We start from the raw sequence: 14117 nt of genomic DNA on the forward strand, positions 1-14117 counted from the left end.
TTATATTAGTCGAATTTATCAGCATAACTAAGGTGTACTATCAAATGCGAGATATCAGCCATAACTCAGGTAGCCAACTCTGGCAAGAAGCAAAGCAAATCATACCCGGAGGCAACCAATTATTGTCTAAACGTGCTGAAATGTTTCTTCCCGACTTTTGGCCCGCTTACTACAAAAAAGCGAAAGGATGTGAAATTTGGGATCTCGATGACAATCACTATATCGATATGAGTATTATGGGTATAGGTACATGCCCACTTGGTTACGCCCACAGCGAATTATCCGACACAGTTTGCCAAGCAATACAAGATGGCTCGATGACTAGTCTCAATTGTTTTGAAGAAGTTGAACTCGCTAAACAATTAGTTGAATTGCACCCTTGGAGTAGTAGCGTACGTTTTGCAAGAACTGGCGGTGAAAGCTGCTCAATTGCCGTGCGAGTAGCTCGCTCATATTCAGGCAAAGATAAAGTTGCTTTTTGCGGTTATCACGGCTGGCATGACTGGTACCTTGCCACCAATTTAAATGATGACAAAAACCTAGACGAACAGTTATTACCTGGTCTCGCTCCTTCAGGGGTTCCTCACAAACTTAATGGCACAGTTTTACCATTTAGAGATGGTGATATAGCGGCCTTTGAGTCAATAGTTGCACAACATAAAGAGGAGTTGGGCGTTATTGTTATGGAGGTTTGGCGCCATAGTGAACCTGATATAACGTTCTTACGTCGTATTCGAGAGTTATGTAGCGAACATAACATCGTATTGGTATTCGATGAGATCTCATCAGGCTTTAGGTTAAACATTGGTGGCTCTCACCTACTCTGGGGTATTGAGCCCGATATTTGTGTATTAGGTAAAGCCCTAGGTAATGGTCATCCTATCGGTGCGGTAATAGGTAAAAAGTCAGTAATGGAAGCAGCACAATCATCCTTTATTTCTAGTTCTTACTGGACTGAGCGAGTTGGTTTTGTCGCGGCTTTAAAAACATTGGAAATAATGAAACGTGACAATATTATCGAACAAATAAAAAATACGGGACGTTACATTAAAAGCGGGCTAATTGAAGCAGCTAATAAATCTGGTTTTGACTTAGATGTAATAGGTGTAGACCCAGTTCTTATCCTTGCCTTTAAAGGTGATGCTCTCATGGTAAAAACGCTATTTACTCAAGAGATGTTAAAACGCGGCTTTCTAGCAAGCAATGTTATTTATGTATCAGCAGCACATACTCAACAACATATTGATAAATACCTAGCAAATGCTGCCGAAGTATTTGTGCTTATTCAACAAGCTATTAACGATAATAAGCTTGATAAATTGTTAATGGGGCCTGTTTGCCATTCAGGTTTTCAGCGCCTTAACTAATGTTAGCTATTGATTAGGTACAGATTTATGCAAAACATTGTTGCCATTGTACAAGCGAGAATGGGCTCATCTCGGTTACCTGGTAAAGTGATGAAGCCTTTAGCTGACCAGCCGATGATTGGCCTTTTACTTAATAGATTGCAACAAGCCAAGTTAATTAACCAAGTGGTACTTGCAACTTCAACTAACGAAGAAAATGATGTGCTTTGTCAGTATGTCGAGTCGTTAGGTATTCAAGTTTATCGTGGTAGTGAAGACGATGTGCTGTCAAGGTTTAGTCAAGCAGCAGCACTGGTTAGTGCGACGGATGTGGTGAGAATAACCGGGGATTCGCCATTACTTGACCCGAGAATATGTGATCGCTTAATAAGCTATTACCAACAACATAATGCAGATTATGCCTATCTATCGGCACAGTTTGCCGAAGGTGTTGACTGTGAAGTCATTTCTGCAAACACGTTATGTATCGCCAATGAAGATGCACAAAAAGGCTCAGAGCGCGAGCATGTCACGCTATATGCCTACAACCACGCTAACAAATTTAAAGTGATGGAACTGCCCAATGCTAGTGATGACAGCCTGTTTAGGTTTACAGTAGACAATACTGAAGACTTTGAGGTTGTCTCGAAAATTTGCCAACATTTTGGGGATAGTATCTATACCATAGACACAGAAGCGATAAAATCATTCTTGATTTCAAACCCCAAAGTAATGGAAATTAATAGCCATATTATTCGCAATGAAGGCTTACAAATTTCATTGGAGCAGGACAAGTCTGCAAATAATTACAATGGATAGCTAAGATGAGAATAAACGAAACACAAATTACGCCTGACTCTCCCTGCTATATAATCGCAGAAATGTCAGCAAACCATGGTGGCAGCTTTGAAAGAGCAATTGAGATTATACACGTAGCCAAAGCATGCGGAGCAAATGCCGTTAAATTGCAAACATACCGTGCTGATACTATTACGTTAAATTGCAATAACGAAGACTTCCGTTTACCTTCAGATAACCCCTGGGAAGCTCACCAAACTCTTTATTCACTATATGAAAAAGCCTACACCCCCTGGGAGTGGCATCAAGCATTATTTGAGGAAGGAAAAAAAATTGGCATTGACGTTTTTTCTGCACCTTTTGACTTAACTGCCGTTGATTTGTTAACAGAGCTAAATTGCCCTGTGTACAAAATCGCTTCTCCAGAAATATCAGATATTCCGCTAATTGCCAAAGTTGCAAAAACAGGGAAGCCCGTTATTTTATCAACCGGCTTAGCAACTAAAGATGATATTAAGCTTGCAACCGAGACATTGCGAGCCAATGGCTGTGATGATTACGCTTTTTTAAAGTGTACGACCGCCTACCCTGCGCCACCAGAAGATATTAACCTTAGAACAATACCTGCTATCGCAGAAGAGTTTAATTGTTTGGCTGGCATTTCCGATCACACTCTAGGCAACTCTGTAGCTATTGCTGCTGTTGCATTAGGCGCAAAAATAATTGAAAAACATTTTGTTCTTGAACGTGATGGCAGCTCAGTAGATGATTTTTTCTCACTAACTCCTAGTGAGTTTAAACAACTAGTTGATGATGTTAGAACCATTGAAGCTGCATTAGGAAAGGTGGACTACAACATTTCACCTGCTTCGCAAAAAAATATGTTGGCAAAACGGTCTTTATATGTCGCCAAAGATGTGAAAGCTGGCGAACCTATAACTATGCAAAATGTGCGTTCAGTAAGACCTAGCTATGGCTTACACCCCAAATATTTAAATGATATTTTAGGTAAAAAAGCGGCTAAAGATTTATTGTTCGGTGAGCGGTTTTCACTCGATATGATTGAGGATTAACGAACACAATGTTCAAAGAGAGGCGATATGAGTAATTGTATAGTTGTCGGTGGCGGCCTTTGTGGGCTATTTTCCGCAATATTACTTGCCGATAAATTTGATAACGTTACCGTCATTGAAAGCGCAAAAAGTTGTGGTGGCCTGCTCAAGTCAGTGTCTGATGACGCGGGCGTTATCTACGATCAGGGAACTCACATCCCCAATACTACCGGTATTAGCGCCATAGATAACATTCTATTTGGCGATAAAACTCAGCTAAGTTCACATTGGTTGGAAATCCCAAAACTCAAAACTGGTAGTTTTTTTAATGGTCATTGGAATCTAGCTAATCAAAGTGTCGACATTAGACACTTAGCTCCAAACCTTTACCAACAAGCAGAACAAGAGCTGTTGGCAAACGATAAAGTCAGTAACGCGCAGAATATTGACAATTACTTAAGAGAAAGTTTGGGTAATACCATTACCGATAGTGTTACGTTACCAATCATTAGAAAGCTTTATGGCAACGACATTGACGCTAAGACTTTACAGCGCAACTCATCAGTCAATTACTTCGGCATTACACGGGTGCTTGCACTAGATGCAGCAAGCAGCAAAGAGTTAAAGCAGCAGCCAGCTTTTGATCAAAAGCTAAGTTACCATACGGAAAAAGACTACCAAGAAAGATTGTTAGCCGATGGTATTATTGAGCCTACCTATTACTACCCTCTTCAAGCTGAACAAGGTATTGAATATTGGGTCGAGCACTTGATTAACCAAGCTAGAGCAAAAGGCGTAGAGTTTATTGTTGATGAGTTCGTTAGCCAAATTGACCATGAACATAAGCACATTAAGGCACTAACATTAGGGAAAAGTGGCAAAGTGCTTCCTTGTGACTTTCTTTATTGGAGTGCTCCACCTGTCTTCGCCTTAAAAGCTGCAAAAATTGAATTTAGCCAACGCAAAGCTGACTTTAGAACAGCGAATATTTTTTATTTCAACTTCGATCAATCATTAAATAATTCAACATCACATTTTTTATGGAATTGGCATAGCAGTCATAAAACATTCCGCATTACGCTCTACCCTAATTTAAGGGTGGAACAAAGTGGCCCTAATAACATTAGCGTTGAAGTACTCTCTTCACCAAGTGAAGCAGACAGCATTACCAGCGAATTAATCTTAGATGAAATACGTGAAATGCAGCTAATCAACGACAACGCAAAAGTTATCAGCCAATATCGTCAAACGATCCATAATACGTTTCCAGTACCTACCTTTGAGTTTGCAAAAGGTACGCTAGAAAACTACAACAAATTAACTTCTAGTTTCGACAATGTGATGGTCTCCGGCCGCTTTAGTGGTAAACAATGGTTCCACGCGGATGTATTAACTGCGGCATACAATGGCATAAATCAGCGTTTCGAAGGAAAGCCTTAAATAATGCTGTTTGTATTTTACTGCAACGCTACCGAAGAAACGGGGCTTGGTCACTTGAGCCGGTGTCTGCAAATCGCGCTAGCGATAAAAAATCAACAAGTTGATAGCGAAATAGTTTTTCATGGTGTTTATAGCGATTTTGCAAAACAGTTATTACAAATGAATCAGCTAACTTGGCAGATGAACATTGACGAAGGTAATATCGCCAACGCTTGCGTGATTCTTGATGACTATCAACTGACCCAGTTAGATTTAGACCACTTTGTCAATACAGCAAGGTTTGTTGTTAAAATTGATGATTTCGATGAATTAGATACTAGGCAATTGGATTTAGTGATCAACTTTAGACTTAGTTTTGACAATCATCCTTATCAAGCTAAGCATTGTGCACTTGGTATTAAATATTTTCCCTTTAAATCGTCATTAGTACCAATAAGGGCCTATAACCTTGAAAATCCTAGAAGTAAAATCACCAATATATTTATTTTCATAGGTGGCAATGATCACAATCGCGCTGGAGAAAAGCTTGTTTCACTGATCGAACAACACTTAATTAACAAAGAGATCTTTTGGATAACAGGCCAAGAGCAGAAAAACGCTATTAACTGTCAACGTAATAAATTAACCGTTTTACCCTTAACCAGCAAAATTGAGCACTATTACCAGCAAGCAGATTTTTTTATAAGTGGTGGTGGCTTATCAAAATATGAAGTGAGTTTTTGCGGTATTCCTAATGCCAGCATATCGCAAAATCAAGGCCAGTCTGAAGACAGTCAAATTTTTGCTGAATACGGCTTAAGTTATGACTTAGGACTCACTAATGAGTTAGACAACAATCCTCAAAACGTAACTAATAAATTAATCGATTATTGCCAAAAGAACACGCACAATCACTTTTACCAGCAATCCGCTCGTTACTTTGACAGCAATTCATGTAACGCGTTAGCACTGAAAATAATACAGGTAGCCCAATGAGTTCGTTTACGACCAAACAATCAGAATGGCAAAAACAAGTACTTGAAGCTAAAGATTTACGTGCTCAAGTTGGCAGGCCAATTGACGAAGAAAGTTGGCAAGCATTGGTTTGTGATATCAAGTCCAAGCTTTTGTTTGATCAAACTAAACCGGTAGGTAGTTTACTTGATATCGGCTGTGGTAATGCATTAATACTATCTGAGCTAGCTCCTTATACCAATGAAGTATTCGGCATTGACTATGCTGAAGCTATGATAGAACAAGCAAAAAAAGTGATACCCAATGGGCATTTTCAAACAGGTGAAGCGGGTAACCTAAAATTTAAAGATAAGCAGTTCGATCGTCTCTTGTGCTACAGTATTTTTCACTATTTTCCAAGCCAAGAATACGTATTGCAAGCCATTGCTGAAATGATCCGAGTAACCAAACCCGGAGGTGTCATTTTGATTGGCGATCTCCTCGACGACAAGCACGAAAAAACAATCAAGTCTGGTAGTGACTTAAACTATGAGCAGAAAATTCCTCATATTCATCGCTATTCAGAGTGGACTTTCTGCCCGCTAGAAAAAATCGTGCAACATTTTTCAGCTATCGTGCATCGAATTGAAGTATTAGATCAACCGATGAGCTTTCAACTAAGACACTACCGAAAAGATATAAGGATTATTCGTTAATGGCAGGGCTTAGAGATGCAGTTACGCAACAAGTTGCCAACGCTTGCGGTCGAGATAATGCTCTTCTAACAAGCTCTGGCAGTGCAGCGCTAATTACGGCACTAAAGTCAACCAACATCCCTTTAGGTAGTGAGGTGATCATGCCTGCTATCTGCTGTCCTGCAGTATTATTCGCCATTCAGATGGCCGGTTTTACCGTCGTGCTTGCCGATGTCTCACTTGATGATTTTTCGATGAATGTACCTCAAGTTGAAGCAGTCTTCACTGAAAACACCAAAGCAATTGTCGCTGTCCACGGTTACGGCCACTATTGCCAAATTGGCAAACTTGCTGAGTATTGCCAACAAAACAATTTGGTACTAGTTGAAGATGCGTGCCTAGCAATGGGAGGCAGCTATCAAGGTAAGAAGTTAGGAAGCTTTGGTGACGTGTCAATTATGAGCTTTGGCTATGATAAAGTGCTTGCCTGTCAATATGGTGGTGCAGTATTGACAAACAACCCCATGATCATGGCAAGTGCAAAACAATTTTTATCTAATAACCAATTTTTTAACTACAAAGACTGCGACAAATCTCTTATCGCACTAGATAAAGAGCTTAAACAATTATCAAGTTATGTTAGTAAGCGTCGAGAACACGCCCGCCTGTGCCATGAAAAACTAACCAATAACAATCTAGTCAAACCACAATTTGATGATGAAGTGCTATTTTGGCGCTACCCTTTACTGATAAATGGCGATCGCGACAACTTTATAAAAAAAGCGCAATCCAATGACTTATTACTTACCTGCCATTATAAGTCATTACAAATGTTAAAAACCGAAGGCTTTTTAAAAAATGCTCAGCAAGTCAGTGATCAAGTAATAAATATCTTCGTGAGACCGGAAACGTCACAAACACAAATTTTAGCGACGATCGCTTTTATTAACGAGAACGCCTGATGATTAGTGATTTAAAGCAGTATTACCAAAATCTATTAGCAACTCATGGCCCTAGTGTTGAAGCAGTTCAACATGTAAGTACTGAGTCACAATATAAACGCTTTGAAATTTTAACTAGCATAGCACCCGATATAAATTCAATAATTGATGTTGGTTGCGGTTTAGGTGATATGTATGCATATTTATTGCAGCATAAATATCAGGGTAAATATTTAGGGTTAGACTTTGTCGAAGAATTTGTCGCTGCTGCCAAAGAAAGTTTCCAAGCACACTCCAAAGCTGGGTTCGATACTTTCGATATTACACAGCAAAACCTACCTCATGGATATGATTACATTTTACTAAGCGGCGTGTTTAACAACAAAATGTTGGATAACGAAGCCTTCATGTTAGAAAGCATACGAAAAATGTATGCTGCCTGTAATAAAGGGGTTGCCTTTAATGCGATGTCTACGTACGTCGACTTTTTTAATGATGAACTTTATTATGCCGACCCACTAAAAGTATTCGACTTTTGTAAAAAAGAGCTCACGTCAAAAGTTGTTCTCAAGCACGATTACATTGTAAAAGAGGGCTCTATTCCGTACGAATTTACTATTTTTTTATATAAGGACTACCCAACTCAAACATCAACAGGAAGTGGTCTATGATAGGGGGAGTTTTATGTTAGCGGCAATAATGCAACCTACCTACTTACCGTGGTGTGGCTATTTTGACTTAATTGACAGTGTTGATATTTTTGTATTTTTAGATGACGTTAAGCTAGAGAAAAGCAGCTGGCAAACACGTAACCGTATAAAGTCAGCGAATGGTGAAATCATGCTTACGGTTCCAGTTTCAACACCTAAAGGCCGAATGGAGACATTGATCAATCAAACGCCAATTTCAAGCCATGCTCCATGGCAAAAAAAGCACATAAAAACATTGTTTAGTAGTTATCAAAAGGCCCCCTACTTTGAAGAGGTCTATTCTTTTTTAAAAGAGCTAATCGGCCAGAATTATACTCAACTTTCAGAACTGAATAGCCACATCATAACAGCTATTTGTCGAAAGCTAACCATCAATACTAAACTAGTTTTTTCTTCAGAGTTAGAAGAAATTGAAGGTGTAAAAGATCAGCGCTTAGTAAGTATTTGCCATGTGTTAGATGTAAACCACTATTTATCACCAGTAGGCTCTGCTGACTATTTAGAAAAAGACAGCCCAGGTGGTGCGGTAACTAAAGCTGGTATTACATTAAGCTACCAAAACTTTCAACACCCTAGTTACCAGCAACTCTATGGCGACTTCATTAGCCATTTGAGCATTGTCGACATGCTATTTAATTGTGGATTTGAACAAACCATAGCTTTAATTCGCAGTGGTAGTAATCGAACTAAATTAGCTGACAAGCCATTTGAAAAGTGAGCACTAAATGGAAATAACAACACAGCGTTTTATTTTACGTCCACTTACTAGAGCAGATGCGAGTAAAGAATATTTATCTTGGTTGAACAATCAAGAGACTGCGCAATATATAGAAAATTGCCAGCAAGAATTAGCCGAACTAGCAGACTACATCGACAAACAATACAACAACCCAAAATGCTTATTTTTAGGTATTTTCACAATAGATAACTATCTACATATCGGCAACATCAAATATGAACTTATGGAGTCTCATCCAAATGTAGCGACAATGGGGATATTAATTGGCAATACTTCTTACCATGGTAAAGGCGTAGCAGGTGAAGTATTGCTTGGTAGCTTTCCAGCAGTAAGCGCACAACTCAACGCGGGTAAAGTGAATTTAGGTGTCGAAAAAGCAAACTTAGCGGCAATTAGAGCCTATGAAAAAGTCGGATTCAGGCGGGTAAACAATGGCTATTATCATTTTGATGATGATGCAATTGAAATGGTAATCGATATTTAATTTAAAAAGTTTAATTGGTAAACAATTAAATAATAGAAAACAAAAGGAGACTGTTGTCTCCTTTTTAATATTTAACGCTAAATTTATTCCTTAATCGTCAGTAGCTAATTGACCATAATCAAATGAGTAGTCGCTTAATAAATCCCAACGCTCTCGATAATAGTCTGGTGCTTTACGTAAGAAATCGATCCAAATATTAAGTGCATCTTGATAATACGGCATTACTTCACTGCTATCACCAAAGTTATATAACGTTGCGATAAGTACCGAGCACACATACCAAGCCTCACCCTGTAGCATTAAAAATAAATGGGTATACTTTGGTTCATTTCTAAAGGAATTTAGATAATTTAAATGCGCTAGTAAATTAGCTAAAGCTTCTTCTCGGCAACTAGCCGGTTGCTCTAACAACGACACCATTGTCTGGCACATTTCTTCAAACTCGTCAAAATAAAGTAAATCTTTTAAAGGATAGGCTTTTTCAGATTGATTGAAACAGTTCGTTTTAATGAAATTAACCACTTCTGACTTAGTAAGGGCTGTTTCTTCAAAAATAATATTCGACGATCTTAAAGGCGTCGTACCTTCCATTTTTACGCCATTACTGCAGTTGTATACATTGGAGTTTGTACCTTGCGATGATCGTAATAAACGTTCCACCTGTTCTTTACCTGTATAAAGAAATGGTTCAGTGATAACAGTGTCGACAAAGTTACCTGGCGCTTCAAATTCACTACCCATTTTTATTGGCTCGTATTTTTCTTCACCATCTTCTTCATAATAATAACTGGATGTCGAGTGGTGCTTCTCTTTACTAATGTACCCCTTATCTAAGCCAAACAAGTAAATGTCTTCAAAGCCGAAGTTACAGAAAAAACTCAAAGCAGTATTACCAACAAGAGGGTTCGAATAAGCCAATGTTGGAGTAACGGTTCTATGGTCTATATATTCTGCCAATTGATACATGGTTGTACCGGGTTCATGGCCTTTAAGGCCAATTCCTGTCCACCCAAATAAATCGAGCACTTCTGGATACATTACGTTAAGTACTAATAAATTAATTTTTGCACGCTGTGATGGTTTGATAAATGCTTTTAAAAAGTCTGCGGTAGATTTTGTTCTCTCAAGCGCCACATGAAAGTCAGGCTCAATACCATGATTAAGTAATGCTGTAGTAGCTGAATTACATGAAACTATAATCGCCTTATCTTGTAGCTGCTTAACCTTATCAATATCATCATCAAGCGAAGGGCCATTTGCCACTATAAATACTGGGTATTGCGCAATGTTTTTCGGCAGCCTGTTTCGATCAACAATGGTGACGGGTGGATTTTTTTCCGCAATACCAATTGTATGAGCAATGCTCATTACCGCATCATCAAAAAAGCCCCACCCCATAAAAAACTGATGAAAATTATATTTTACCTGGGTAATCATTTTATCCATATTAATCGAAGGATAATGCTGATAAAACAATGAATTAATTACCGTATACGGTCCAATATCTTGCACACGTTGATAAAGTGTCTGATAAATTTCCTCTTCTGAGTCACCTATACATAAAAATAGGAAAGCTCCCGACTCATCAACTTGCTTCAAATATTCTGCCCAGTCGAAACAGAATAAGCTACCGTAGAAGTAATCTTCGTTTGGTTCGAATATAGTTATATAGCCGGCAGAGGTTCGAGATTGAATTTCTAACAAGTGATAACCTAACCCTATACCAAAGATCATTAAGCTAGGAATTTTGGGCATCACTTTGTTATTTGGGGGTAATGCTTTTTTAGTCTTAGTGTATTGAACACCAAGTTCAATCATCATATCACAATGCAAAAAGCCGGTTTCATTAGTAAGAAATTCTAGCGATGAGTAATCATTTTGCCCCATTAGTGGTTTTTCAAATGAAGCATCAACCTGCTGGGTAATTTGCTCTAACGGCTCGTCTCCATATATTGGAACACCAGTATTGTAATCTACAATATTGCCAGTACCGTCAGGGTTAACGATTAATTGGAACTTTTCACCTGGAGTAAAGTGAATAAACTTTTCATAAATATCAGGGAAATACTGCTTAAATGTCAGAATGTTCTTTTCAAAGCGAGCATTCGCTTCTTCAACGAACTTATGCTCTAGCTCTGCTTTTTCTGTAAGCTTGGCCAGTTGTGATTCTGCATCTTGTAATTCTTTATCTAAATTTTCCACGAATGGTACCTGCTTAGCCCTTTAAAATAGGTGAAAACCACCTGTCAAAAAGTTAACGATTGTTTATGAAGTCAATACAAGGCAAAACTTACGCCAGTATGTATTAGGTTACTTACCGTAGGCCTTTTTCATTTTCTTAGCTGTTGAGAAAGACGCTAATTCAGACTTAATTTTCATCTGATTAACGATCATCTTATCGCAACTTGTAGATAAAAACTCACTAATTTCACTGAGCTTTTGTAGTTCTGATTCAGAAAATTGAGGGGGGGCGGCAAATAGTTGCCGCAATGACTGATTTAGCTGGTCCATATGCTCACCAGCTTCTTCATACGCTTCACTATTAAGAGCAGCCTTTAGACTACCATAGTGATTTAATACAGCCTCCATCTAGCTAAACTGCGTTAGCAAGATTTTGTTTTCGTTGACTCTCAGCTTCTTTTCGAGCTTCCATTGGAATACTGTCCCAAGCTTCTTTGATTGGCTTAAACAAACTAACAACTTCTTCTATTGCACTCGTGTCTTTTTCCACGCTAGCGTCAATTAATCGTTGTTGCATATATTCATAAAGTGAATATAAGTTTTGGCATACTTCGCCACCCGCGTCAAAATCTAAACTCGTACGTAACGCTTCTATAATATTGGTTGCTTTCGAAATACTTTTGCCTTTAACTTCGAAGTCTTGTCTTTCAATAGCACCTTTGGCTAGAGATAAACTGTCAATTACACCTGCCATCAACATTTGAGTAATTGTATATGGATCAGCGCCAGCAACTTGTGCTTTATTAGCTTCTGATTGGTATTGCTTTAATCTTAAATTAGCCATAACTTTCTCTCACAACAACTTATGAACTAGATTTGCTAGTAAATCCTGGCAGACTTGCTAGCTGCGCTTGCAAATATGAACTAGAACTTTGCATCTGTGCAATTAAAACGTCTAAAGCAGAATATTGTTGCCTTAGCGTAACTTCTAACTGCTCCATCCGATATTCGTGATTCGCTACATCATCTTCTAGATCACGTAAATCTGCATTAAGCGAATCCTGCCTAGATTGAAGAGCACCGCTACTATCTAAATAGTTTTCTAAGAAACTTTCAAACTGGCTCGCTATACCATTTGGACCAGCAAAAATAGTACCAACATCATCATAGTTTTCAGTTAGTGCATCATTTAAACTGCGAACTAACGACTCTTTTTCTAAAAGCCCATCTTTACTTAAGCCTATACCAACGTCATACAATGTCTGGTAACCACCAGCACCGCCGATAGTATTAGACAGTGTATTGATCAAACCATTGGCAAGGCTACGCATAGTAGAATCGCCATATAATCCACCATTAGACTCTGTATGGTAATCAATTGTACCGATAACGTTATTAAATGATGTAATAAACTCTTCAATTAAAGTTTCTACACCATCTTTATCAACATCAACATTTAATCTAGCTGTTTCTCCAGCCTCGCTCTCTTTAAGTACAGTAATGGTTACGTCTTGGATAGAATCTCTAAAAGTGTTGGTAGCGCTTGAGACCACGATACCATCAATTTCAATCATTGCATCTTGTGCTACATCTTCTGCTGCTATTGTTAGACCGCCAGCACCACCGCCAAATGCAGTTGTCGAAATAGCATCGAACTCAGCAGTATCGCTTGTTACTGTAAGGTCGTTACCTGTACCTGTTTCGTCTGAAGTAAACACTAATTTTGAGCTAGGGGTCGCGCCACCGGTGTTAATAATGTTAACACTTACACCAAAATTATCGCTTGCATCATTAATCGCTTCTCGCACTTCCTCTAAAGTAGCACCAGCTGCAATAGCTACAGTAAATGTTTTTGAGCCTGCGCCAAACGTCAGGTTGCCTCCGCTGGCAGAGACTACATCGGTCGGGGATGAGTAAACGCCATCGGCAGAAACCGCTCTGCTGCCTTGTGCAAGTTGAAGAACTTCAATATCAAAGTTGCCAGAGGTTGCATCTGACGTTGCACTAACCTTAATAAGGTCGCCGCTTGCAGGCTGAGTTGCTGTTGCGGTACGTTTATTAAAATTCTCAATATCAGCTAATTTTTCAATAATATCTTCAAAAGCAGACAAGCTTGATTTAACGGCACCAACCGCAGAAAGTTCAATATTTAGGTTAGTTTCCTTTTTTTGGAAATTTTGCATTTTCGGCAAGTTTTCAGCATTCAGCGTTGCCTGAATAATGCTTTCTAGATCTAAACCAGAGCCTACTCCAGCCGATGTAATTGTTGCCATAATACTTACCTACTTTGAAAATTATGGCACCTAAAATGGTGCCATATACCACTACACTTTATTGTTAAACAGCACACCGCTATTTGACAAACTGTTTGCTACATCCCTTAAGGAATCTGAAACTTCTTTAAGATATTTTGGTGGAATTTCACGAATAGTTTCACCATTATCTTTATCAATTACTTTTACTATTGGCGGTTCATTGAGTTCATCGAATTCAAAAATCAAACTGGTTTTAACCATTGGCATTTCTGAATTCAAAAATTCAATTACCTCAGTAATAGATTTTTGACTATTTTCAGCTTGTTCAGCCTTCTGCTCTTCCTCTTTCACTTTCTCCTGTTCTTGGATTGAGTTACGGGGAGTTAAGCTGGCCTTATCTACAGCTTCGTTAGTTTCTGTTTCTTTAAGTTCTTTAGCAATATTGGCGCCAACACTACCAGATAGTGGTTCAGCATTAGTTTTGGCAAAAACACTACTTTCACGTACTTGCTCAATTGCCATACCGCCTCCTCAAAAAACATC

General features: G+C 38.7%; 15 protein-coding genes. 10 read left to right on the plus strand and 5 right to left on the minus strand.

What is annotated here, in order from left to right; genetic code table 11:
• Nucleotides 1-44 precede the first annotated feature (44 nt).
• Genes ACOB82_RS11355 through ACOB82_RS11400 form a run of 10 tightly spaced genes read left to right on the plus strand, consistent with a single transcriptional unit; the run spans nt 45 to nt 9138 of the window.
• Nucleotides 45-1367: an aminotransferase class III-fold pyridoxal phosphate-dependent enzyme gene (locus ACOB82_RS11355; protein WP_448213107.1), complete on the plus strand. Its 1323-nt coding sequence runs from the start codon at nt 45-47 to the stop codon at nt 1365-1367.
• A 27-nt stretch (nt 1368-1394) separates the two neighbouring features.
• Complete coding sequence (locus ACOB82_RS11360; protein ID WP_448213108.1) at nt 1395-2165, plus strand: cytidylyltransferase domain-containing protein; 771 nt, start codon at nt 1395-1397, stop codon at nt 2163-2165.
• Nucleotides 2166-2170: 5 nt separating this feature from the next.
• A complete protein-coding gene (pseI, locus tag ACOB82_RS11365; protein WP_448213109.1) occupies nt 2171-3217 on the plus strand; it encodes a pseudaminic acid synthase in 1047 nt (348 codons plus the stop codon).
• 27 nt (nt 3218-3244) lie between these two features.
• Entirely contained in the window at nt 3245-4636 is a 1392-nt protein-coding gene (locus ACOB82_RS11370) for an NAD(P)-binding protein (protein WP_448213110.1), read from the plus strand.
• Between the two features lie 3 nt (nt 4637-4639).
• Nucleotides 4640-5611: a hypothetical protein gene (locus tag ACOB82_RS11375; protein WP_448213111.1), complete on the plus strand. Its 972-nt coding sequence runs from the start codon at nt 4640-4642 to the stop codon at nt 5609-5611.
• Nucleotides 5608-6285 (plus strand): class I SAM-dependent methyltransferase, encoded by a 678-nt coding sequence (locus ACOB82_RS11380; protein ID WP_448213112.1) that lies wholly within the window; start codon nt 5608-5610, stop codon nt 6283-6285. The genes ACOB82_RS11375 and ACOB82_RS11380 overlap by 4 nt, the downstream gene beginning before the upstream one ends.
• Complete coding sequence (locus ACOB82_RS11385) at nt 6285-7226, plus strand: DegT/DnrJ/EryC1/StrS family aminotransferase (RefSeq protein ID WP_448213113.1); 942 nt, start codon at nt 6285-6287, stop codon at nt 7224-7226. Before ACOB82_RS11380 ends, ACOB82_RS11385 begins: the two co-directional genes overlap by 1 nt.
• The gene (locus ACOB82_RS11390; RefSeq protein ID WP_448213114.1) at nt 7226-7876 is read left to right on the plus strand and encodes a class I SAM-dependent methyltransferase; all 651 of its coding nucleotides are present in this window, start codon (nt 7226-7228) and stop codon (nt 7874-7876) included. The genes ACOB82_RS11385 and ACOB82_RS11390 overlap by 1 nt, the downstream gene beginning before the upstream one ends.
• A 13-nt stretch (nt 7877-7889) precedes the next feature.
• Entirely contained in the window at nt 7890-8633 is a 744-nt protein-coding gene (locus tag ACOB82_RS11395) for a WbqC family protein (protein WP_448213115.1), read from the plus strand.
• Nucleotides 8634-8640: 7 nt separating this feature from the next.
• Complete coding sequence (locus ACOB82_RS11400; protein WP_448213116.1) at nt 8641-9138, plus strand: GNAT family N-acetyltransferase; 498 nt, start codon at nt 8641-8643, stop codon at nt 9136-9138.
• Between the two features lie 90 nt (nt 9139-9228).
• Here ACOB82_RS11400 and ACOB82_RS11405 read toward each other — a convergent pair whose 3' ends face one another.
• The 5 genes from ACOB82_RS11405 to ACOB82_RS11425 form a co-directional block, all read right to left on the minus strand.
• On the minus strand, nt 9229-11340 hold the full coding sequence (locus ACOB82_RS11405; protein ID WP_448213117.1) for a motility associated factor glycosyltransferase family protein: 2112 nt from the start codon (nt 11338-11340) through the stop codon (nt 9229-9231).
• 108 nt (nt 11341-11448) lie between these two features.
• Entirely contained in the window at nt 11449-11727 is a 279-nt protein-coding gene (locus ACOB82_RS11410; protein ID WP_448213118.1) for a hypothetical protein, read from the minus strand.
• A gap of 4 nt (nt 11728-11731) precedes the next feature.
• Nucleotides 11732-12163 carry a flagellar export chaperone FliS gene (fliS, locus tag ACOB82_RS11415; RefSeq protein WP_448213119.1) on the minus strand — a complete coding sequence of 144 codons (432 nt, stop codon included), beginning with the start codon at nt 12161-12163 and terminating at the stop codon, nt 11732-11734.
• A gap of 19 nt (nt 12164-12182) precedes the next feature.
• Nucleotides 12183-13592 carry a flagellar filament capping protein FliD gene (gene fliD, locus ACOB82_RS11420; protein WP_448213120.1) on the minus strand — a complete coding sequence of 470 codons (1410 nt, stop codon included), beginning with the start codon at nt 13590-13592 and terminating at the stop codon, nt 12183-12185.
• 51 nt (nt 13593-13643) lie between these two features.
• Nucleotides 13644-14096: a flagellar protein FlaG gene (locus ACOB82_RS11425; protein ID WP_448213121.1), complete on the minus strand. Its 453-nt coding sequence runs from the start codon at nt 14094-14096 to the stop codon at nt 13644-13646.
• Between the last annotated feature and the right edge of the window lie 21 nt (nt 14097-14117).

The organism is Colwellia sp. MEBiC06753 (assembly GCF_053470325.1).

Bases quoted from the DNA above. Each gene is read 5' to 3' on its own strand.
- ACOB82_RS11375 (WP_448213111.1), top strand. From the start codon at position 4,640: ATGCTGTTTGTATTTTACTGCAACGCTACCGAAGAAACGGGGCTTGGT.
- ACOB82_RS11360 (WP_448213108.1), top strand. From the start codon at position 1,395: ATGCAAAACATTGTTGCCATTGTACAAGCGAGAATGGGCTCATCTCGG.
- ACOB82_RS11370 (WP_448213110.1), top strand. From the start codon at position 3,245: ATGAGTAATTGTATAGTTGTCGGTGGCGGCCTTTGTGGGCTATTTTCC.
- ACOB82_RS11390 (WP_448213114.1), top strand. From the start codon at position 7,226: ATGATTAGTGATTTAAAGCAGTATTACCAAAATCTATTAGCAACTCAT.
- pseI (WP_448213109.1), top strand. From the start codon at position 2,171: ATGAGAATAAACGAAACACAAATTACGCCTGACTCTCCCTGCTATATA.
- ACOB82_RS11380 (WP_448213112.1), top strand. From the start codon at position 5,608: ATGAGTTCGTTTACGACCAAACAATCAGAATGGCAAAAACAAGTACTT.
- fliS (WP_448213119.1), bottom strand. From the start codon at position 12,163: ATGGCTAATTTAAGATTAAAGCAATACCAATCAGAAGCTAATAAAGCA.
- ACOB82_RS11385 (WP_448213113.1), top strand. From the start codon at position 6,285: ATGGCAGGGCTTAGAGATGCAGTTACGCAACAAGTTGCCAACGCTTGC.
- ACOB82_RS11355 (WP_448213107.1), top strand. From the start codon at position 45: ATGCGAGATATCAGCCATAACTCAGGTAGCCAACTCTGGCAAGAAGCA.
- ACOB82_RS11395 (WP_448213115.1), top strand. From the start codon at position 7,890: ATGTTAGCGGCAATAATGCAACCTACCTACTTACCGTGGTGTGGCTAT.
- ACOB82_RS11425 (WP_448213121.1), bottom strand. From the start codon at position 14,096: ATGGCAATTGAGCAAGTACGTGAAAGTAGTGTTTTTGCCAAAACTAAT.
- fliD (WP_448213120.1), bottom strand. From the start codon at position 13,592: ATGGCAACAATTACATCGGCTGGAGTAGGCTCTGGTTTAGATCTAGAA.
- ACOB82_RS11400 (WP_448213116.1), top strand. From the start codon at position 8,641: ATGGAAATAACAACACAGCGTTTTATTTTACGTCCACTTACTAGAGCA.
- ACOB82_RS11410 (WP_448213118.1), bottom strand. From the start codon at position 11,727: ATGGAGGCTGTATTAAATCACTATGGTAGTCTAAAGGCTGCTCTTAAT.